This is a genomic window from Kutzneria kofuensis (genome assembly GCF_014203355.1).
Lineage (GTDB): Bacteria > Actinomycetota > Actinomycetes > Mycobacteriales > Pseudonocardiaceae > Kutzneria > Kutzneria kofuensis.
The window spans coordinates 7,332,234-7,352,953 of record NZ_JACHIR010000001.1 but is presented as its reverse complement, the minus strand read 5'-3'; the positions used below and the strand labels follow the sequence as shown (position 1 = coordinate 7,352,953).

The window sequence follows — 20,720 nt, the reverse complement described above, 5'->3', positions numbered from 1 at the left end:
CTCAGGCAGCCGGCCTCAACTTCAGGATCACGGAGAGCGCGGTGGGCTGGGTCGGCTGTCCCGCGGCGTACGCGTTGTCCGTGGTCGGCCAGCCCGTCCAGTTCTTGGTGCTGAACTCGCCACCGAGGTTGGCCGCGGACGTCGCGATGATCGGCATGTTGTCGACGAAGATCTTCTGGATCGTGTTCAGCGCCGCGGTGCGGCCCGCGTCGTCGGCGGCGGCCGCGTAGGCCTTGAGCGCGGCGGTGGCCTCGGGGCTCTGGAAGCGGCCGTAGTTGCCGTTCACGCCCGGGGTGCCGACCGGCTTGTACAGGTCACCGTCCATAATGGACTTGTACAGCTGGTACGGGGTGGCGCCACCGTCGGTCCAGTGCATCACGGCGTCGAAGTTGCCCGTGTCGACGTCCTTGGTCCAGGTGTCCTGGTTGGCCTTGTCGACCGTCGCGGTGATGCCGATCTTGGCCACGTTGTCCTTGATGATCTCCAGGTCGGTCTGGTAGTCGGACCAGCCGGCCGGGTCGCTCAGGGTCAGCTTGACCGGCTGGCCGGTCTTGTCCTTGAGCGTGTTGCCGTCGAAGGTGTAGCCGGCCTGGGTCAGCTTGGCCTTGGCCCCGTCCACGTCGACCTTGACGTCCTTGCCCTTGTACTCCGGCGCGATGAACGAGTCGCCGGCCGGGGTCGGGATGCCGGTGATGTTGGTGACCGCCGGGTAGAAGTAGCCGGACTCACCCTGGTTGAAGATGTCCTGGCGGTTGACCACCATGTTGATCGCCTGGCGCAGCGCCGGGTCGTTGAACGGCGCCTTCTGGGTGTTGAACCACAGGCCGTGCAACGCCATGTCGGCCGGGAAGAACAGCTGGTAGTGGGCCGGGTCCTTGGCCACGAAGACCTGCTTGGCGTTCGGGATGTAGGCGAAGGCCCACTCGCACGCGCCGGTGGACAGCGCGGTGGCCTGCGCGTTGTTGTCGGTGTAGGAGGTGTAGCGCAGCTCCTTCACCTGGCCCTTGTCCTGCCAGTAGTCGTCGCGCACGTCGAGGGTGACGGTCTGCGGCGTGAAGGTCTTCAGCTTGAACGGGCCGGTGCCCACCGGGTCCTTGACCGCGTCGGTGGCCGGGTCCTTGAACGTCGACCACTGGTGCTTGGGCACGATCGGCGTGTCGGTGAGGATCTTGTACTCGTTCACGAACTGCGGGCTGGTGAACGTGGCGGTCACCTGGTTGCCCGACACCGTGGTGTCACCGAACGGGATCGCGTTGTGGTTCAGGCCGGGGGTGGCCTTGAGCAGGTCGAACGTGTACTTGACGTCGTCGGCGGTGAACGCCTGGCCGTCGGACCACTTGACGTTGTCGCGGACCGACAGCGTCAGCGTCTGGTAGTTGTTCGACCAGTCGAACTTGGTGGCCAGCCAGGGCTGGGCCGGGTCGGTCGGCTTGACCCGGTTGATCATCGCCAGCGGCTCGAAGATTACGTTCTTGTAGCCGAGCGAGTTGGCCGCCGAACTGGACAGGTACGGGTTGTTGTTGTCCGTCTGGGGCCCGTTCGGCATGCCGATGTTGAGCACGCCGTTCGCGTTGCTCTTCGCGGTCGAACCGCCGCCACCGCACGCGGTGAGGGCGGTGGCCGCCATGATGCTGCCGGCTACGGCGAAGACCACTCTGCGACTGACGCGCATGGGTCCTCCTTGTCGTCTGCGAGGAGGGTGGACCGTGTACGCCGCCCGCGCGGCGCGTGTTGCGGCAGAGTCAACCTGCGTGTCACAGCTCACGTCAATAACGGAGCGGTCACAAAATTAACCCTAAATTTAAGCCTTGAACAAAAACCCTGGCCGGGGCGGTCGCCCGGCCGTGCCACCACCGGGACATCCGGCAGCCTAGCCGCACCCAGCGCGATCGGGTCAGTACCCAGAGTGCCGACTTCGCGGTCCGTTCGGCCACGTGAACGGGTCAGCGCACGCTGACGAACGGGGTAAGCCGGCCGGATCGGCCGGGCTCGAACATCCACGGTTGTGAACCGTGGGTTAGCCTCGGGTTGCCGGACACGTCAGGGTGATCCGCGTCGGCGCGTTGGCCCGACAGGGTTTCTTGCGGTGTTAAATTATGGCGCTAACTTAGTCCGTCCGGCATCCTGTCACGCAGACGTCCCCACCGTCGATGGGCACCCCATGGAACCAAAGCGCACCACGGTTCGCGACCTTCGCCGCCACAACAGGTCCACGCTGCTGTCGAAGCTGTTCTTCGACGGGCCGCTGAGCCGGCACGAGCTGAGCCAGCTCACCGGCCTGTCCGCGGCGACCGTCAGCAACGTGACCGCCGAGCTGGTCGAGGATCGGCTGATCGTGGAGGCGGGCCTGGTGGAGTCCGACGGCGGGCGGCCGCGGGTGCTGCTGCGGGTCGACCCGAAGTACGCGCACGTGGTCGGCATCGACGTCGGCGAGACCGGCGTCAAGGTGGAGCTGTTCGACCTGGCGATGACCCGGCTGGCCGCGGCCGACCTGCAGCTGCGTTCCGTGGAACCGGATCCGGCCGAGGTGGTGCAGCGGACCGCCGACGGGCTGCGCGAGGTGATCGAGGCCGCCGGCGTGACCGAGAGCGGCGTGCTGGGCGTCGGCATCGGCGTGCCGGGCACCGTGGAGAAGGGCACCCGCACGCTGGTGCACGCCCAGACCATCGGCTGGGACGCGGTGCCGCTGCCGTCGATGCTGCGCGACCAGGGCATCCGGCTGCCGCTGTTCCTCGACAACGGGGCCAAGACGCAGGGCCAGGCCGAGATGTGGTTCGGCGCCGGCCGGGGCGCGCGGCACGCGGTGATCGTGCTCGTCGGCTCCGGCGTCGGCGCGGCCGTGATCACCGACGGCCAGACCTACGCCGGCTACAGCAGCAGCGCCGGCGAGTGGGGGCACACCACCATCGTCTACGGCGGCCGGCAGTGCCGCTGCGGCGCGCGGGGTTGCCTGGAGGCGTACGTCGGCGCGGAGGGCATCCTCGACCGCTACCGCAAGGCGCGCGGGGGCCGGGGCACGGTCGACACCGACGAGCAGGCGGCGCTGGCCGCGCTCGTCGCCGCCGCCGACAGCTCCAAGACCGCCGCCAAGGTGCTCGACGACACCGCGGGCTACGTCGGCGCCGGCATCGCCAATCTGGTCAACCTGTTCAACCCGGAGCGCATCGTGATCGGCGGCTGGGCCGGGCTGGCGATGGGCGAGCAGTGGCTGGAGGTGGTGAAGAAGTCCACCGCCGAGCACGCGCTGCGGCACCCGTATGAGCAAACCTCGATAGAGCTGTGCCGGCTGGGCCCGGACGCCGTCGCCGTCGGCGCGGCCACCCTGCCGGTGGCGGCGCTCCTGGACGCCGGCGGCGACCCCCGCGAAACCCCCCGCAGCGTCGCCTGACCCCGGCGAGTCACGCTCTGCGGCACACCGAATGCCGGTTTCGGGCAGAAGTGAGCCTCGGGGCTCAGTTCTGCTCCGTTCCGACATTCGGTGTGTCTGTGAGCGTGACTCGTGGGGTTTTCATCACACCTTGCATCTAGCCGTGAAGTATGTCCGTTGCTACGGTGGACTCCCCTGCACGACACGTCGTGGGCAGCTCGCGCACCGTGAGCCGCCGCCGCCTCCTACGACGGGTCGTTGGTTCGACCTGGAGGCGACAATGACGTCACTTGCCCGATCCCGCCGGGTTGCGGTCGCCGTGGCGGCCGCCGCCGCGGCGGTGCTGTCCTGCGTGACCTCGGCGACGGCCACCGCCCAGCCGCAGCTGACCGCCACCTTCACCGAGGACTTCAACGGCTCGGCCGGCAGCGCGGCCAACGGCAGCCGGTGGAACTACGAGACCGGCGACAACGTCAACAACCACGAGCGCCAGTGGTACACGTCCGGCGCCGCCAACGGCGCCCTGGACGGCAACGGCCACCTCGTGATCACGGCCAAGAAGGAGGGCGGCCACAACTGCTGGTACGGCCCGTGCCAGTACACGTCGGCCCGCCTGACGACGGCCAACAAGTTCAGCGCTCAGTACGGTCACGTCGAGGCGCGCATGCAGATCCCGCGCGGCCAGGGCATGTGGCCGGCGTTCTGGATGCTCGGCACGAACATCGGCGATCCGAACGTCGGCTGGCCCAAGTGCGGCGAGATCGACATCATGGAGAACGTCGGTTTCGAGCCGAACACCGTGCACGGCACCATCCACGGCCCCGGCTACTCCGGCTCCGGTGGCATCGGCGCCGCCTACAGCGGCCCGGTCTTCGCGGACGGTTTCCACACCTACGCCGTCGACTGGGCGCCGAACTCCATCAAGTGGTCGGTGGACGGGCATGTCTACGAGACGCGCACGCCCGCGGACGTGCACGGCAACGCGTGGGCGTTCAACCACCCCTTCTACATCATTCTCAACCTGGCGGTCGGCGGCTACTGGCCGGGCGACCCGAACGGCAGCACGCCGTTCCCGGCCAAGCTGGTCGTCGACTACGTGCATGTCACCACTGGCTGACGGATAGGCGTTTTCCGTTCCCGCCCGGCGTTTCCGCGCCGGGCGGGCCGGCGCGCGCCCTAGTCGATCTTGACGTGGCGGGACTTGTTCCTAGTCTTGGCCAAACTCCCGTCAACCCATTGCCAAATCTGGTCTATACCTCCGATACTCGACGCGCCGGCGGGTAAACCCCTGTGCCCGCTGGATTTCGACCCCTGCCATAGACCGATTCCGCGACCCTGCAAGGAAAACCGCCGCACCCAGCCGGGATCCGCCCTCGGCCGGTGCCTCCTGCGGTGCGAACTGCCGTTCCCCGAGAGGCGTGACCCCACATGCGCAGAAAACGCAACACGCTGTTGGCCGCGGTGCTCGCGGCGGCCACGATCGTCCCCTTGGGACTGTCGGCGTCGGCCGCCCCCGCCGCGCCGACGGCCACCACCACCTTCAGCGACGACTTCGACGGCCCCGCCGGCAGCCCCGCCGACGGCGGCAAGTGGCAGTACGAGACCGGCGACAACGTCAACAACCACGAGCTCCAGTGGTACACCTCCGGCGCCGCCAACGGCGCGCTGGACGGCCAGGGCCACCTGGTCATCACGGCCAAGCGCGAGGGCGGCCACAACTGCTGGTACGGCCCGTGCGAGTACACCTCCGCGCGGCTGAACACCGCGCAGCGGTTCACCCAGGCCTACGGTCACTTCGAGGCCCGCATGCAGATCCCGCGCGGCCAGGGCATGTGGCCGGCGTTCTGGATGCTGGGCGACAACATCGGCGACCCGAACGTCGGGTGGCCGGCCAGCGGCGAGATCGACATCATGGAGAACGTCGGTTTCGAGCCGAACACCGTGCACGGCACCATCCACGGCCCCGGCTACTCGGGCTCCGGGGGTGTCGGCGCCGGCTACTCACTGCCCGGCGGCCAGGCCTTCGCCGACGGCTTCCACACCTTCGCGATCGACTGGTCGCCCAACCGGATCACCTGGTCCGTGGACGGAAACGCCTACGAGACAAGGACTCCGGCCGACATCAACGGCAACCGTTGGGTGTTCGACCACCCGTTCTTCATCATCATGAACCTCGCGGTCGGCGGCTACTGGCCGGGCAACCCCGACGGCAGCACGCCGTTCCCGGGCCGCCTGGTCGTGGACTACGTACACGTGACCACGGGTGACAGCGGGCCTCCGCCGGGCGGTGGCGGCACGATCACCGGCCTCGGCGGCAAGTGCGTCGACGTGGCCGGCGCCAACAGCGCCAACGGAACCCCGGTGCAGCTGTACGACTGCAACGGCACCGGCGCACAGCAGTGGTCCCGTCCGGGCGACGGAACCATCCGGGCGCTGGGCAAGTGCCTCGACATCGCCGGCGCGAACCCCGCCAACGGCACCAAGGTCCAGCTCTACGACTGCAACGGCACCGGCGCACAGCAGTGGTCCCGTCCGGGCGACGGAACCATCCGGGCGCTGGGCAAGTGTCTCGACGCGACGAACAACAGCTCCGCCAACGGCAACCAGCTCCAGATCTGGGACTGCGCCGGTTCGGCCAACCAGAAGTGGACGGTGAACAGCTGATGAGAAGACGAATCCTGGTCGTTCTCGCCGGTTTCCTGTTGGCGCTGCCGATGTTCGGCGCGACGCCGGCGATGGCGTCGGACCCCGGCGGCCCCTCGGCGAGCCAACTGCTGGCCAAGGTGACCAACTGCCAGCAGATCTCCAACGGCCGCTACGCCACGGACGAGGGCCAGGCCGCGACGATCCCGGTCTGCCAGGCCGATGGCGCCGTGTTCTTCAAGGCGGACATGGACGTCGACTGCGACGGCGTCCGGACCACCCAGTGCAACGAGCAGACCGACTGCTGCTTCTACCCGGACACTGCCTTCCACACGTCCACCGACCAGCCGCTGGACGCCGCGAAGCTGCCGTACATCGTGCTGCCCAGCCCGTCGGGCACCTGGGACTACCGGACGGCCGGCATCGACGGCGGCGCGGTCGTCGCCGTGATCTACAACAACCAGGTGACCTATGCGGTCGTCGGCGACACCGGTCCGACCGGCATCATCGGTGAATCCTCCTACGCCACGGCGCAGTCGCTGGGCATCAACCCCGACCCGCGCAACGGCGGCACCGACAGCGGCGTCACCTACATCGTGTTCCCGCACTCTCGGGTGAACCCGATCGAGAGCCACAGCAGCGCGGTCTCCCTGGGCCAGCAGCTCGCCACCCAGTTCGTCGGTGGCGGCGGTGGCAACCCGCCGCCCCCGGGTGCGGGCACGATCACCGGCATCGGCGGCAAGTGCGTCGACGTGGCCGGGGCCAACAGCGCCAACGGCACCGCCGTCCAGCTCTACGACTGCAACGGCACCGCCGCCCAGCAGTGGACCGTCGGCTCGGACGGCACCATCCGCGCCCTCGGCAAGTGTCTCGACGTCGCCGGCGCGAACCCCGCCAACGGAACCAAGGTCCAGCTGTGGGACTGCAACGGCAGCACGGCGCAGAACTGGTCCCGTCCGGGCGACGGTTCGATTCGGGCGCTGGGCAAGTGCCTGGACGCCACCAACAACAGCTCCGCCAACGGAACCCGGCTGCAGATCTGGGACTGCGCCGGTTCCGCCAACCAGAAGTGGACGGTCGCATGATCTCGAAGTCCGTCGCGGCGCTGACCGGCGTCCTCGGCCTGGCGGCGATGGCGGTGCTGCCGGCGACCGCGTACGCGGCGACCGGTGCGATCACCGGTTTCGGCGGCAAGTGCGTCGACGTCGCCGGGGCCAACAGCGCCAACGGCACCGCCGTCCAGCTCTACGACTGCAACGGCACCGCCGCCCAGCAGTGGACCGTCGGTTCCGACGGCAGCCTGCAGGCGCTGGGCAAGTGCATGGACGTGGCCGGCGCGAACCCCGCCAACGGCACCAAGGTCCAGATCTGGGACTGCAACGGCACCGCCGCGCAGCAGTGGACGATCGGTTCCGACGGCTCGATCCGCGCGCTGGGCAAGTGCCTGGACGCCACCAACAACAGCTCCGCCAACGGGACCCCGCTGCAGATCTGGGACTGCGCCGGTTCGGGCAACCAGACCTGGGCGGCCCCCGGCGGCGGCACCACTCCCCCGCCGCCGCCCCCGCCCCCGAACGGGGCGATGGCCGTCGCGCCGTACTACTACAACGGCTGGGGCAACCCGCCGGATCCGCGCACGATCATGAACGCGACCGGCGTCAAGTGGTTCACGATGGCGTTCGTGCTCAACAACGGGTACTGCACCCCGATGTGGGACGGCGGCCGGCCGCTGACCGGCGGCGTGGACCAGAACACCATCAACACCATCCGGTCCGCGGGCGGTGACGTGGTGCCGTCCTTCGGCGGGGCCAACGGCAACAAGCTGGAGGCCTCCTGCAACAACGCCAACGACCTGGCCGGGGCCTACCAGAAGGTGATCAACACCTACGGGCTGAAGGCGATCGACCTCGACTTCGAGGGCGACATCTACGGCAACGGCACCATCCAGCAGCGGCTGGTCGACGCGCTGAAGATCATCAAGGCCAACAACCCCGGCATCACCGTGTACATCACGATCGGCAGCGGCCAGAACGGCCCGGGCAACGACCTGATCACCCGGGCGGCCAACTCCGGGCTGACCGTGGACGTGTGGACGATCATGCCGTTCGACTTCGGCGGCGCCGGCCAGGACATGGCCCGGCTCACCGCGCAGGCCACCGACGGCCTGGAGCGGGCGGTGCGGGACGCGTACCACTACAGCGACGACGTGGCCTACCGGCACAGCGGCCTGTCGTCGATGAACGGCATCACCGACAACAACGAGCGGGTGACGGTGGCCAACGCCCAGACCATGGTGGGCTACGCCAACCAGCACCACCTGGGCCGGTTCACGTTCTGGTCGGCCAACCGGGACCGGCCGTGCCCGGGCGCCTACCCGAACGACGACACGTGCTCCGGTGTGTCGCAGAACGCCTGGGATTTCACCCGGACGTTCGCACAGTACAAGGGGTGAGGTGACCTGACAGGACGGCGCGGGGCGACCCGCGCCGTCCGTATGCTCCGTCCGGTGCAGCGGATGGAGCACTGGCAGAGCAGGCTCGACGAACTGGCCCGGCGGCACGGCGTGCCGGGCGCCGTACTGGGGATCTCCTCCCCCGGCTGGAGCGGGGTGGCCGCGACCGGCGTGTGCAACTCGAGAACCGGGGCGGCCGTGCGCCCGGATTCCGTGTTCCACCTGGGATCCATCACCAAGGTCTTCCTCACCACGGCCATCATGCGGCTGGTCCAGGACGGCCGGCTGGACCTGGACAAGCCGGTTTCGGCCGTCTTGCCGGAACTCGCGCTCGGCGACGCGGAAGTGACCGATCGGGTGAGCCTTCGTCACCTGCTCACCCACACCAGCGGCATCGACGGCGACGTCTTCGTGGACACCGGGCGCGGCGACGACTGCATCGCCCGCTACGTCGCCCAGCTCGCCGACGTTGCCCAGAATTCGCCACTTGGCGCGACCTGGTCATACTGCAACTCGGGATTCAGCCTCGCCGGCCGGGTCGTCGAACAGGTGACCGGGCAGGTGTGGGACGCCGCCATGAAGGACCTCGTCTTCGACCCCTTGGGGTTGGCCGACACCCTCACCCTTCCGGAGGATGCGCTGCTGCGGTCGACCGCCGTCGGCCACACGGTCGAGGATGGTCGGACGATTCCCGTGCGGCAGTGGCAACTTCCCCGTTCCATCGGCCCCGCCGGCCTCATCGCGTCCACGGTCTCGGACCTGTTGACGTTCGCTCGCCTCCATCTGGACGGCGGCGGGGAGCTCCTGACAACGTCGTCAGTGGAGCAGATGCAGGCCGAGCAGGTCCGGGTCGACGCCAAGTACTCGCTCGCCGACACGTGGGGGCTCGGCTGGATGCGGCTGGCGTGGGACGGCCAGACCCTGATCGGCCACGACGGTTCCACCATCGGCCAGCAGTCGCACCTCGTCATGCTGCCGTCGCAGGGGCTGGCCGTGGCGCTGCTGACCAACCGGCGCACGCCTCACCTGTACGAGGATCTCTTCCGTGAGATCTTCGCGGAGCTGGCCGGCGTGGAGATGGCCCGCCAGCCCGTGCCGCCGGCGGAGCCGCTGGGACTGTTGCCGACCGACTACGTCGGCGTGTACGAGCGGGCCGGGCAACGCACCGAGGTCGTCATCGACGACGGCAAGCCCGTGCTGCGGGTGACGACGCTGGGCAAGCTCGCCGAGTACGTGTCCGATCCGGTCGAGGAGCTGCCCATGGTGGCTTTCGAACCGGATGTCTACTTGGTACCGCTGACCGGCAGCGACCACTGGCTGCCCGTGAGCTTCTACACCCTGGCCGACGGCTCCCCGTACCTCCACTTCTGCGGCCGGGCCAGCGCCCGCCGGCTCTGATTCGGCACCAGGCTCCGAGTGGTGGCAGCGCCCGCGAGGTCGCGCCGTGAAGGCGGTTTGCCGGCGGCCCGGCAGACTGGTGCGCCATGGAGGTCATCACTGCCAAGACGCTCCGGCTGATCGTCCTACTGGGCGTCGCCGGCGGGTACCTGGACGCGTTCACGTTCGTGGCTCACGGTGGTGTGTTCGCGAACGCGCAGACGGGCAACGTGGTGCTGCTCGGCGTCGACGCGGCGCACGGGGATGTGGCGGGGGCGCTGGCGCACGTGCCGCCGCTGATCGCCTTCGTACTGGGCGTGGCGGCGGCGGAGACGCTCACCCACCCACGGGTGGCGCCGATGGTGCGGCGGCCGGTGCGGGTGGTGCTGGTCATCGAGATAGCGGTGCTGCTGGTGGTCGGCGCGATCCCGACGTGGTTCGCGAGCAGCGCGGTGGTGCTGGCGGTGGCGTTCGTGGCGGCGCTGCAGAACGCCACCTTCGGCACGGTGCGGGAGTGGTCGGTGAACACGACGATGACCACCGGCAACCTGCGGACGGCGGCCCGCGCGACCTACCGCGCGGTGTTCCGCCGCGACGAGGGGGCGGCGCAGCAGGCCCGCACCTTCGGCCTGGTGGTGCTGTCCTTCCTCATCGGCGCGGGCGTCGGGGCGCTCGTCACCGAACTGGTCGGGAACATGGCGGCATGGGGTGCGAATTTGCTGATCGTGACCGGACTGGCGCTGTTCTTCCTCGACGAGCGGCAGCCGGGGTAGGGTCCGAAACCTGCGACCCGGCAGGGGGGAAAACTACATGAAAAAGTACCTGGTCACGGCGGTCGTGGCCGTACTCGCGCTCGCCCCGACAGCTCACGCCGACACGACGTCCACCGCCACGTTGATCTCGGGGCCCAGCCCCTTCCCGGCGGGCTGCGACCACAAGGACCCGGTCGGCACCAACTACCCGAACGCGGAGGTGCAGCCGGACATCGCGGTCGACCCGCGCAACCCGGCGCACATGGTCGGCACCTGGCAGACGGACCGCTGGTCGGGCGTCGGCGGCCAAGGTCTGGTCACCAAGGCCACCTTCGACGGCGGCCGCACCTGGACGCAGGCCACGCCGGCGGTGTCCACCTGCTCCGGCGGCGGTTTCGCCCGCGCCACCGACACGCAGGTGAGCATCGCCCCGAACGGCATGGTCTACCTGATCTCGCTGAGCATGAACACCACCACGCCGCAGGGTGATCACGCGCTGCTGGTGGTCAAGTCCGGCGACGGTGGCCGCACCTGGGGCGCGCCGACGACGATCACCCGCGAGGGCACCGGCGACACCTCGAACATCTGGAACGACCTGCCGACCGTCTACGCCACGGGCAAGGACGTCTACGTGGCGTGGGACCGGATCAACCTCACCGACGGCACGGCGCCGATCTACCTGGCGCACAGCGGCGACGGCGGCACGACCTGGGGCGCCCCGCGCAAGGTCGTGGGCTTCGGCGACGGCAACGGCAACGGCGCCTCCAGCATCCGACTGGCCACCGCCCAGGGCAACCTGGTCGCGTTCTTCTCGTACTACCAGCTGAAGCCGGACGGCACCTACGACCAGTCCTGGCAGGCGATCCGTTCGGCCGACCGCGGCGAGACGTGGTCCGCGCCGACCGTCGTCGCGCCGATCAAGTCGGTCGGCACCACGCTGCCGGGCGGCAAGGGCGTGCGCGACGGTCGCGACATCGTCGGGCAGCTCGCGGCCGGCCCGCACGGCGAACTCCGTGCCGTGTGGCAGGGTTCGCAGTTCGCCGGCGATCACGACGGCTCCGTGCTGGCCACCTCCACCGACGGCGGCGCCACCTGGTCCGCGCCGGTTCCGGTCGGCTCCTCGCCGGCGCAGCAGTTCATGCCGGCGGTGGCGGTCAACTCCGACGGCGTCGTCGGCGTCACCTACTACCAGCTCGACAGCACCGGCACGAGCTACTGGCAGACCACCTCCGGCGACGGAATCACCTGGCACGCAACGAAGTTGGCCGGGCCGTTCGACATCACCACCGCCCCGGTCGTCAGCGACGGCCGGTACTACGTCGGCGACTACCACGGCATGGCCGCCGCCGGCACGTGCTTCGTCTCGGTGTTCGCGAAGACCAACAGCGGGCAGCCCGACAACCGGACCGACGTGTTCCTCACCGCTTCGTAGCAACGGGGCCCACTGTCCGTCGTGGACTGTCGTTGATCGTGGCCGAAGCGTTACCGCGTCGACATCTCCCGGCGGGCGGAGACGGCCACGCCCCTTGGACCGAACGGCAGCATGACCTGGTCCCCGACCGGGTCATGCTGCCGTTCGTCGGCTACCCCGGGCCGGGGCCCGGGGTATACCCGGAAGATGTACTCCGCGCGGGTATGCGCCGGGTTATGTTCAGAGACGTGTTGGACAGCAACGATGCCGACGCGTACATCCGCGAGGCCATGCGGTGGCACTTCGACCCCGAGACGGGATCGCCGTTCTGGCTCGCCCAGGCGGCCTCGCTCGGCTTCGACCCGCGCGCGGACGTCCGCTCGGTCGACGACCTCCGGATGTTCCCGAACGTCGTCGACCAGCTCCGCGACATCCGCGTCGAGCAGCTGATCCCGCGCGGCTACGGGGATTCCGCCGAGATCGTCGGCGTGTACGACAGCGGCGGCACCACCGGCGCGCCCAAGCGCGTGGTGTTCCTGAACGACTGGCTGCAGCGGATGATCACGCACATGCTGGAGCCGCTGGACCGGCTGGGCATTCCGCTCGGCCTGAACTGGCTGGGCATCCTGCCGACCGGCCCCCATGCCGTCGGGCACTTCATCGGCCTGGTGGCGCGGGCGCGACGGGGCCTGATGTACACAGTGGACATGGATCCGCGCTGGGTCCGCAAGCTCATCGCCTCCGGGCAGCAGGCGCAGGCCGACGCGTACGTGGAACACCTGGTCGAGCAGTCCTCACATGTGTTGCTCAGCCAGGAGGTCGGGGTGCTGATGACCACGCCGCCGATGCTGGAGCGGCTGGCCCGGCGGGAGGACCTGCTGGCGGCGATCACCCGGAGCGTGCGGCTGATCATGTGGGGCGGCGCGCACATGGACGCCGACACCCACGACCTGTTCCGCAACGAGGTGTTCCCGGGCATCCCGCTGCACGGCGTGTACGGCAGCACCATGATCATGGGCGGCGCCAACCAGCGGCTCGGCGACACCGAGTTCCCCGTCTTCGACGGCTTCGGCCCGCACATCACGTTCCGGGTGGTGGATCCGGCGACGATGGAGCCGGTGCCGTACGGGACACGTGGTCAGGTCGTGACCAACCACGTCAGCAAGTCCATGCTGCTGCCCAACAACCTCGAGCGCGACACCGCGATCCGTGTGGCGGCCCCGTCCGGGCAGCCCGGCGACTCGCTGGCCGATCTGGCCCCGGTGCAGGTGTTCGGCGACGAGGCCGTGATCGAGGGCGTGTATTGACGATGTTCACCGTGGACGCGCTGGGGCCGTCCGGTCCGTATCGGGCCCGGAAGCAGCTGGTGATCACCGATGTCACCGGGGGCGAGGTGGCGTCGGTGAGCCTCGTGCCGCGGCTGTTCGTCACGCGCACGATGTCCGCGCTGCACAAGGCATCGGCGATGCCACTGGCCGACCGTCGCCGGGCCCTGACCATCGCGGGATCGTTGTTCGCCGAGGATTCCGCCGACTACGTGGAGCTGGTGACGCGGGTGTCCGGGCTGCCTCGCGCGGACATCCAGTTCGCCGCGGAGACGGTAGCCCAGGCGTGCGGTTCCGCCTACGAGGCCGCTTGCCAAGGCCGTCCCGTCGGGGCATGTGAGTCTGTTGTGGACGAAGGCGGTGTGTGGACCAGGCGGGGCAGCGTGTTCGCCGTGCACGCCGCCGGCAACCATCCCGCCGTGCACTCCCTGTGGCTGCAGGCACTTGCCCTCGGCTACCGGGTTGCCGTCCGGCCGTCCCGGCGGGAGCCGTTCACCCCGTACCGGTTGATCTCCGCGCTGCGGACCGCCGGTTTCGGCGACGACCAGGTGGTCCTGCTGCCGTGTGAGCACGACGTCGCCGACGAGATCCTTCGCAGCGCCGACCTCGGCATGGTGTACGGCGGCGACGAGGTGATCGCCAAGTACGGGTCGAATCCCCGGGTGCTGCCGCAGGGGCCGGGCCGGTCCAAGGTGCTCGTCACCGACGACTGGGAGCCCGCGCTGGACGTCATCGTGTCGTCCATTGCCCATCACGGCGGCGTCGGCTGCATCAACGCCACCGGGGTTTTGATCGAAGGCGACCCCGCTCCCCTGGCAACCGCCTTGGCCGCACGTCTGAGCGCCCTCCCCGACTCGGTGCTGCCGCGTTATCCCCTCGCCGGGGCCCTGGCGCTGCGTGACCACCTGGCCAAGCGCGCGACCGGTACTCAGCCGCTGCTCGGCGCCGACCAACTCGTCACCGATCTCGGAGACGGCTCCGCGGTCATCCGCCCCGCCCTGCACCTGCTCCCGTCGGCCGACGCTCCACAACTAGGCGCCGAACTCCCCTTCCCGTGCGCCTGGGTAGCCCCCTGGAATCGGGCGGACATCGCCCCGCTCCGCAACACCCTCGTGCTCACGGCCATCACCCGTGACGAAGAACTGATCGCCGACCTGCTCGACGAGCCCACCATCGCCAACCTCTACGTGGGCAACCGCCCCACCCACTACTTCCACCCACAACTCCCCCACGACAGCTACCTGTCGGACTTCCTCATGCGAACAAAGGCCGTCGCCCGAACCCCCGGCGAGTCACGCTCTGGGACACACCGAATGTAGGTTTCCGGCACATGCCTCAGGCTTACATTCGGTGTGCCTGAGAGCGTGACTCGCCGATAGGGTCGCGGGCGTGCGGGAAGTCATGCTCGGAATCGACGTCGGCACCACCGCGGTCAAGGTCGCCGCCTTCGGCCTCGGCGGCGAACCACTCGCCGCCCACACCGTCGGCTACCCGATCCACCGGCCCCGCCCCGGCTGGGCCGAGCAGGACGCCAACGACTGGTGGCGCGGTGTCCAGGAGGGCCTGAAAGCCGTCGGTCCCGGCACGGTCCGGGCCGCCGGCATCGTCAGCCAGGTCAACACGCACGTCCTCGTGGACGAGGAGCTGAACCCGCTGACCCCGGCGATCATCTGGCAGGACCAGCGCTGCGCGGCCATCGCGCACGAGATCGACGCCCGGTTCACCGCGGCGGACAAGACCCGCGTCTGGGGCGGGCCGATCGTCCTGGACGCCTCGTTCGTCGGCGCACGGGCGGAGTGGTTCGCCCGCAACGTCCCCGACGCCTGGGGCCGGGCCCGCTGGATCATGAGTCCGAAGGACTTCATCGGCGCCAAGCTGACCGGCCGTATCGCCACCGACCTGCTCTCCGGCGTCCGCATCGCCAACGAGGGCGGTTACATCCCGGAAGCCGCCGCCGTGACCGACGGCCTGTGGGAGCGGCTCCCCGAGATCCTGCCGCCGGAAGCCGTCCTCGGCCCGGTCACGGGTCTCGACGCCGAGCTGGTCGTGGGCACGATGGACGCCTTCGGGGCGGTCTTCGGCGCGGCCACCACCAGGCCCGGCCGCGGCATGATCTCCTGCGGGACCTCCCTGGTCGTCGCGGGCGCGTCCACCGAGAACGTCCCCACGGCCGGAATCGTCACCTTCCCACCGCGCACCGGCCTGTACGTGCATGCCGGCCCCACCCAGGCCGCCGGTGACGCGGTCCGCTGGTGGAGCCGGACGACCGGCCTCAGCATCCCCGAGGTCTTCGCCGACGCCGCCGACGGCAGGTCACACGTGATTTTCACGCCCTACCTCGCCGGCGAGCGAGCCCCGCTCTGGGACTCGACCCTGCGGGCCAGCTTCCTCAACGTGAGCTCGGCGACGACCCGGGCCGACCTGTCCCGAGCCGTGCTCGAGGGCGTGGCGATGTCGGGCCGGCACGTGCTGGAAGCCGTCGAAAAGGCCTGCGACACCCCGTTGAAAGCGCTTGCCTTCTGCGGCGGCGGCGCCCGCAGCGACCTGTGGGCGCAGATCCATGCCGATGTCCTGCAACGTCCGGTCCACCAGCTCCGCGTGCACGACAGCGCCGCGCTCGGGGCCGCCCTGCTGGGCGCGGTCGGCGCCGGCATCTACCCCGACGCCGAGACGGCCGCGGAGGCAACAGTCGAGGTCAAGCGCACTTTCGAACCGGTGACCAGTAACGAACTTTACGAAGTGTATGTGGAAACGCACCAAGCGCTGCGGGCCGTCCACCACCGGCTGAACACCACAAATCCCTAGTTCTGCCGGACGGAGGATTGAGATCAACCGGAACGGGTAATCCCGGAGCCTGATGAGGGGAGGACGGATGGACGAGCGCAAGGACGGCATGGTGCGCCTGCTGGTGCGCACCGCGGTGAACCGCATGCAGGAATCGGATCCCGACGGCGCCCTGGACGCGTTGACGGCGCTGTACCGGGGCGCCGACCACAGTCCCCGTGAGGCGGCCGACGTGCTCGCCGACGCCTCGGCCGACATGCTGAAGTCCCTGTGCTTGCAGGTCGGGGATGGTGCACCGATCAAGATGCAGCTCGGCGACACCGAGGGCAACGAGATCCCGATCGACGACATCGACCCGCCGCTGCGGGCGAGCTTCCGCGCGGTGATGGCCCTGGTGAACTCCGACGAGCAGTCCGCGGACATGCAGCTGGGCCTGGTGTTCGACCGGCACGATCCGGAGGAGGACACCGTCGCCCTGATGCACCTGCTGCTGTGGACCACCGACCTGCTCGCGGCCTGTCGGGAGGGCGGCGCGCGGGCGCCGGACTGGCTGGTCGAATCCTCGGCCGGCTAGAACGAAAAGGAAGCACCCCACATGAACACCTTCGAGGAGACGGTCGAGCTCGCGGTGCCCCTGCGCACCGCCTACGAGCAATGGGCCGGTTACAGCTCCTCACCGCGGCCGGTCACCGCCCAGCGCCAGGACGAGCTGATCGCCTGGCCGGGGGGCCGCGTCACGTTCCACTACCTCGACACGCACACCACGAGACTGGTGCTGCGAGCGGACCCCGACACCACGCCGGCCGGCATTCTGCTGCGCTTCAAGGAGTTCGTCGAGTCCGCGCCGCTGACCACGCCGGCCACCCGGCAGTACTGGCGCGTGGAAAGAGCCTGATCGGGTTACCCCCGTGGGGGTAGTTTCCGCCTCGGCCGTCCCCGGAGTTTGGTAGGCAGGCATCAGCACGGGGAGGGAGTCACGCTGATGTCGCCAGGCACTCCGATCTTCGACCAGCTGGCCGCGGCCAGCGGCCTGCACTGGGTGATGCTGCCCGACGGCCGGATCAAGGTCGCGCTGGGGGAACCTCGCAAGAAGGAGCCGACGCCGGAGCCGTCCACGCCGGCGCACCGGTCACGAATGCAGTGACGGGCCGCCCTGAGCGGAATCCAGCCACGCAGCGCATCGGTGACGGATGCAGTGACGGGCCGTCCCGGGCGGAACCCAGCCACGCCGGCGCACCCGTCACGAATGCAGTGACGGGCCACCCTGAGCGGAACCCAGCCACGCCAGGGCTGCGGTCACCAGCGCGGTGACGCCGCCGTCCAGGGTGGGCTGCAGCAGCGGCGCGAACTTGGGCGAGTGGTTGGACGGGATGTCCCGCTCGAAGGTGCCGCCGGTGTAGGCGGTGACGAAGCGCTCCTGGTCCTCGCCGCCGAACAGCCAGTAGCACGTGGGCACGCCGGCGGCGGCGCCGAAGTGGCCGAAGTCCTCGCTGCCGGTGACCGGGCCGGGGTCGATGACCATCGGGAACGCCTCGTCGAAGGCCGCCTTCGTCCGGGCCATCGCCTCCTCGTCGTTGACCAGCACCGGGAAGGCGTTCACCCGGGTGATCTCCGGCTCCTGGGGCGCTCCGGCGGCGACGGCCTCGGCGTGCACGATCCGCTCGATCGCCGCCAGGACCTTCGTCCGCACCTGGTCGTCGAAGGTGCGGACGTTCACACCCAGGTCGACGTGGTCGGGGATGATGTTGTCCTTGGTGCCGCCGTGAATGGTGCCGACGGTGACGACCGCGGAGTCCTTGGCCGCGACCTCGCGGGAGACGATGGTCTGCAGGCGCAGCACGGTGGACGCCGCCAGCACCACCGGGTCGACGGTGGTCTCCGGCCGGGAGCCGTGACCGCCCTTGCCGTGCAGCCGGACGTCCAGGGTGTCGGTGGCGGCGAAGGCCGGCCCGGCGTGGCAGCCGAGCCAGCCGGCCGGGATCGGCGCGAGGTGCTGGCCGAGCGTGATGTCCGGCCGGCCGAACCGGTCGTAGAGGCCGTCGTCGACCATGGCCTCGGCGCCGGTGGCCAGCTCCTCCGCCGGCTGGAACACACCGAGGATCGTCCCCGACCACCGGTCGCGGCCGCGGGCCAACAGGTCCAGCGCCCCGAGCAGGCACACGGTGTGCATGTCGTGCCCACAGGCGTGCATCACGCCGTCCACCGTCGAGGAGTACGGCAGGTCGGTCTGCTCCTCCACCGGCAGCGCGTCCATGTCGGCCCGCAGCAGCACGGTCGGGCCGGGTCCGTTGCGCAGCACGGCGACCACGCCGGTGCGGCCGACGCCCGTGGTGACCTCGTAGCCGGCCGCTTCCGCCCGCTTCGCGACCTCGGCGGCGGTGCGATGCTCCTCGAAGGCCAGCTCCGGGTGCGCGTGCAGGTCCCGGTAGAGGTCTTCGAGGCCGGGCCGGAGGTCGTCCAGGCCCGTCATCACGTGGTCGCGCGCCGAGGTCATGCCTGGAAACACTACAGAGCGAGCCGACGCTCATCCGCGGTGATCTTGAGGTCGTTAATGCTGGCATAACGCCGTGCCATCAGGCCGTTCTCGTCGAACTCCCACATCTCGTTGCCGTAACTGCGCCACCACTGGCCGTCGGCGTCACGGGATTCGTACTCGAAGCGCACGGCGATGCGGTTGCCGGTGAACGCCCAGAGTTCCTTGCGCAGCTTGTAGTCGAGCTCCCGCGCCCATTTCTGCCGGAGGAATTCGCGGATCTCGTCCCGGCCCTTGAGGAAGGTGTCCCGATTGCGCCACTCCGAGTCCTCGGTGTACGCGAGCGCCACCCGCTCGGGGTCGCGGCTGTTCCACGCGTCCTCGGCCGCCTGCACCTTGGCGCGGGCGGTCTCCTCGGTGAACGGCGGCAGCGGCGGGCGCTGGTCGGCCATGATCGACTCCTGTCACTAGAGAACGTGCGTTCTCCGGGTTACCCTAGGAGAACGTCGGTTCTCCGCGCAAGGGCGGGACCTGACGGGGCGGTGCGGGAAGAGGGCGCCGCGGACCGGCGAGCAGCGGGTGGGGACGGACGAGGCGGCAGGGAAGGTCGAGATGGCGGGGATGGTCGAGCAGGCGGACGTGCTCGCGGCGGCGGAAACGCTGTTCTACGAGCGGGGCGTGCAGCAGGTCGGCATGGACCAGGTGCGCGCCGCGGCCGGCGTCTCGCTCAAGCGGCTCTACCAGCTGTTCCCCTCCAAGGACCAGCTGGTGCTGGACTATCTGGCCGCCCGCGACGAGCGCTGGCTGGCCTCGGTGCGGGAGCACGCGCTCAGGGCCGGCAACGTGTTGGCCGTCTTCGACTGGCTGGCGGAGTGGTTCGCCGAACCGGACTTCCGCGGCTGCGCCTTCGTGAACTCGTTCGGCGAGCTGGGCGGGACCTCGGCCGCCGTCGCCGACGTCGCCCGTCGGCACAAGGAGGCGTTCCGGCAGCTGATCCGGGACCTGGTCGGCGACGACGAGCTCGGCGACCAGATCACGCTGCTGGCCGAGGGGGCGATCACGATGGCCGCGATCGGCGGCAGCGTCGAGCCCGCCCGCCAGGCCCGCCGCGCGGCCGAGGCGCTGCTAACCCTGCTTGACCGTCCGCATCAGCACGGCGGTCTCCAGTGACGTGATCTCGCGCAGCGCCCCCACCCGCTCGGTCAGGTACCGGTAGAGCCCGCCGCTGTCCCGGCACGCCACCACGGCGACCAGGTTCGTCGGCCCGGTCGTGGCCGCCACGAACGACGTCTCCTCGTGCTCGGCGAGCCTGCCGCCGACCTTGGTCAGCGCGTGCGGCGGAACCGTCATCCACAGCCGCGCCTGCGCGCCGAACCCGAGAGCCGCCGCCGGGATGTCGACCTGGTACGACACAACCCCGTTGTGCCGCAGCAGATCCAGCCGCCGCCGCACGGTCGACTCCGACAGCCGGGTCCGAGCCGCCAGCTCCGCGTACGGGGTTCGCCCGTCGACGGCGAGCAACTCCAACAACGCCTGGTCGGCGCCGTCGACCTCGACTTGAGCAATCCGCGGTTCCGCCGGCCGCAGCCGCTCGACCTGCTCGTCGTCCAGCCAGCGCAGCCCCGACCAGTCCGACGGCAAGGAGAAGCCGTGCAGCACCGAATGCGCCCGGACGTCGAGCACCCGCCCGGCCCGCGGCAGTTTCTCCAGCAGCATCGTCTCCTCGCCGGGCGGCAGCTGGGCGTGGCAGGAGATCTCCGCGCCGCCGGACATCACGTGCACCCACGACACGTCCGGGCGCTTCGCCAACGCCCGGGCCAGTGGCAACGCGACGTCCGGCGTGCAGCGCAGGCGCAGCGTCCACGCGGTTCGGCCGAACAGCACGCCGTTGACCGCGCCGACCACCCGCAGCCCCGCGACCGACCGCAGCCGCTTGTACCGGCGCGCGACGGTCGTCTCCGCGACGCCCAGGACATCGGCCACGCGGGCGAACGGCACCCGACCGTCGAGTTGCAGCGCGTGCAGGAGTCCGCGATCGACGCCGTCCAGAACGACAGATTCCGCCACGGCAGGAAGGGTAGCGCCGGAATATGCCATCTCCATAGGCCGATACGCGGGGCACGGCGCAGACTGGTG

General features: G+C 69.8%; 19 protein-coding genes. 15 read left to right on the top strand and 4 right to left on the bottom strand.

What is annotated here, in order from left to right:
* Nucleotide 1 precedes the first annotated feature (1 nt).
* Nucleotides 2–1,672 carry an ABC transporter substrate-binding protein gene (locus BJ998_RS33600; RefSeq protein WP_184867335.1) on the bottom strand — a complete coding sequence of 557 codons (1,671 nt, stop codon included), beginning with the start codon at nucleotides 1,670–1,672 and terminating at the stop codon, nucleotides 2–4.
* 489 nt (nucleotides 1,673–2,161) lie between these two features.
* On the opposite strand from BJ998_RS33600, the gene BJ998_RS33595 reads away from it, so the two are divergent.
* The 14 genes from BJ998_RS33595 (at nucleotide 2,162) to BJ998_RS33530 (ending at nucleotide 17,255) form a co-directional block, all read left to right on the top strand.
* The gene (locus BJ998_RS33595; protein ID WP_184867334.1) at nucleotides 2,162–3,388 is read left to right on the top strand and encodes an ROK family protein; all 1,227 of its coding nucleotides are present in this window, start codon (nucleotides 2,162–2,164) and stop codon (nucleotides 3,386–3,388) included.
* A 259-nt stretch (nucleotides 3,389–3,647) separates the two neighbouring features.
* On the top strand, nucleotides 3,648–4,484 hold the full coding sequence (locus BJ998_RS33590) for a glycoside hydrolase family 16 protein (protein WP_184867333.1): 837 nt from the start codon (nucleotides 3,648–3,650) through the stop codon (nucleotides 4,482–4,484).
* A 311-nt stretch (nucleotides 4,485–4,795) separates the two neighbouring features.
* A complete protein-coding gene (locus BJ998_RS33585) occupies nucleotides 4,796–6,031 on the top strand; it encodes a glycoside hydrolase family 16 protein (RefSeq protein WP_184867332.1) in 1,236 nt (411 codons plus the stop codon).
* On the top strand, nucleotides 6,031–7,095 hold the full coding sequence (locus BJ998_RS33580) for a glycoside hydrolase family 75 protein (RefSeq protein ID WP_184867331.1): 1,065 nt from the start codon (nucleotides 6,031–6,033) through the stop codon (nucleotides 7,093–7,095). The genes BJ998_RS33585 and BJ998_RS33580 overlap by 1 nt, the downstream gene beginning before the upstream one ends.
* Complete coding sequence (locus BJ998_RS33575) at nucleotides 7,092–8,462, top strand: chitinase (protein WP_184867330.1); 1,371 nt, start codon at nucleotides 7,092–7,094, stop codon at nucleotides 8,460–8,462. The genes BJ998_RS33580 and BJ998_RS33575 overlap by 4 nt, the downstream gene beginning before the upstream one ends.
* A gap of 63 nt (nucleotides 8,463–8,525) precedes the next feature.
* Nucleotides 8,526–9,860 (top strand): serine hydrolase domain-containing protein, encoded by a 1,335-nt coding sequence (locus tag BJ998_RS33570; protein ID WP_221339417.1) that lies wholly within the window; start codon nucleotides 8,526–8,528, stop codon nucleotides 9,858–9,860.
* A gap of 86 nt (nucleotides 9,861–9,946) precedes the next feature.
* Nucleotides 9,947–10,612, top strand: coding sequence for a YoaK family protein (locus BJ998_RS33565; protein ID WP_184867328.1), 666 nt, complete (start codon nucleotides 9,947–9,949; stop codon nucleotides 10,610–10,612).
* A gap of 37 nt (nucleotides 10,613–10,649) precedes the next feature.
* Entirely contained in the window at nucleotides 10,650–12,023 is a 1,374-nt protein-coding gene (locus BJ998_RS33560) for a sialidase/neuraminidase family protein (protein WP_184867327.1), read from the top strand.
* Between the two features lie 227 nt (nucleotides 12,024–12,250).
* Nucleotides 12,251–13,309 carry an AMP-binding protein gene (locus BJ998_RS33555; RefSeq protein ID WP_312890447.1) on the top strand — a complete coding sequence of 353 codons (1,059 nt, stop codon included), beginning with the start codon at nucleotides 12,251–12,253 and terminating at the stop codon, nucleotides 13,307–13,309.
* A 2-nt stretch (nucleotides 13,310–13,311) separates the two neighbouring features.
* Nucleotides 13,312–14,646 (top strand): aldehyde dehydrogenase family protein, encoded by a 1,335-nt coding sequence (locus BJ998_RS33550; protein ID WP_184867325.1) that lies wholly within the window; start codon nucleotides 13,312–13,314, stop codon nucleotides 14,644–14,646.
* A 70-nt stretch (nucleotides 14,647–14,716) separates the two neighbouring features.
* The gene (locus tag BJ998_RS33545) at nucleotides 14,717–16,132 is read left to right on the top strand and encodes a xylulokinase (RefSeq protein ID WP_312890446.1); all 1,416 of its coding nucleotides are present in this window, start codon (nucleotides 14,717–14,719) and stop codon (nucleotides 16,130–16,132) included.
* A gap of 67 nt (nucleotides 16,133–16,199) precedes the next feature.
* The gene (locus BJ998_RS33540) at nucleotides 16,200–16,685 is read left to right on the top strand and encodes a hypothetical protein (protein WP_184867324.1); all 486 of its coding nucleotides are present in this window, start codon (nucleotides 16,200–16,202) and stop codon (nucleotides 16,683–16,685) included.
* Nucleotides 16,686–16,706: 21 nt separating this feature from the next.
* The gene (locus tag BJ998_RS33535; RefSeq protein ID WP_184867323.1) at nucleotides 16,707–17,006 is read left to right on the top strand and encodes an SRPBCC family protein; all 300 of its coding nucleotides are present in this window, start codon (nucleotides 16,707–16,709) and stop codon (nucleotides 17,004–17,006) included.
* A gap of 87 nt (nucleotides 17,007–17,093) precedes the next feature.
* Complete coding sequence (locus tag BJ998_RS33530; RefSeq protein ID WP_184867322.1) at nucleotides 17,094–17,255, top strand: hypothetical protein; 162 nt, start codon at nucleotides 17,094–17,096, stop codon at nucleotides 17,253–17,255.
* 96 nt (nucleotides 17,256–17,351) lie between these two features.
* Here the strand turns inward: BJ998_RS33530 and BJ998_RS33525 are convergent, their stop codons facing one another.
* Nucleotides 17,352–18,605, bottom strand: coding sequence for an amidohydrolase (locus BJ998_RS33525; protein WP_184867321.1), 1,254 nt, complete (start codon nucleotides 18,603–18,605; stop codon nucleotides 17,352–17,354).
* 11 nt (nucleotides 18,606–18,616) lie between these two features.
* A complete protein-coding gene (locus BJ998_RS33520; RefSeq protein WP_184867320.1) occupies nucleotides 18,617–19,036 on the bottom strand; it encodes a nuclear transport factor 2 family protein in 420 nt (139 codons plus the stop codon).
* A gap of 160 nt (nucleotides 19,037–19,196) precedes the next feature.
* Here BJ998_RS33520 and BJ998_RS33515 point away from each other — a divergent pair, with 160 nt between their 5' ends.
* Nucleotides 19,197–19,754 carry a TetR/AcrR family transcriptional regulator gene (locus tag BJ998_RS33515; RefSeq protein ID WP_221338208.1) on the top strand — a complete coding sequence of 186 codons (558 nt, stop codon included), beginning with the start codon at nucleotides 19,197–19,199 and terminating at the stop codon, nucleotides 19,752–19,754.
* Here BJ998_RS33515 and BJ998_RS33510 read toward each other — a convergent pair.
* A complete protein-coding gene (locus BJ998_RS33510; protein WP_312890445.1) occupies nucleotides 19,710–20,651 on the bottom strand; it encodes an Lrp/AsnC family transcriptional regulator in 942 nt (313 codons plus the stop codon). The genes BJ998_RS33515 and BJ998_RS33510 overlap by 45 nt on opposite strands.
* Nucleotides 20,652–20,720: the final 69 nt, after the last annotated feature.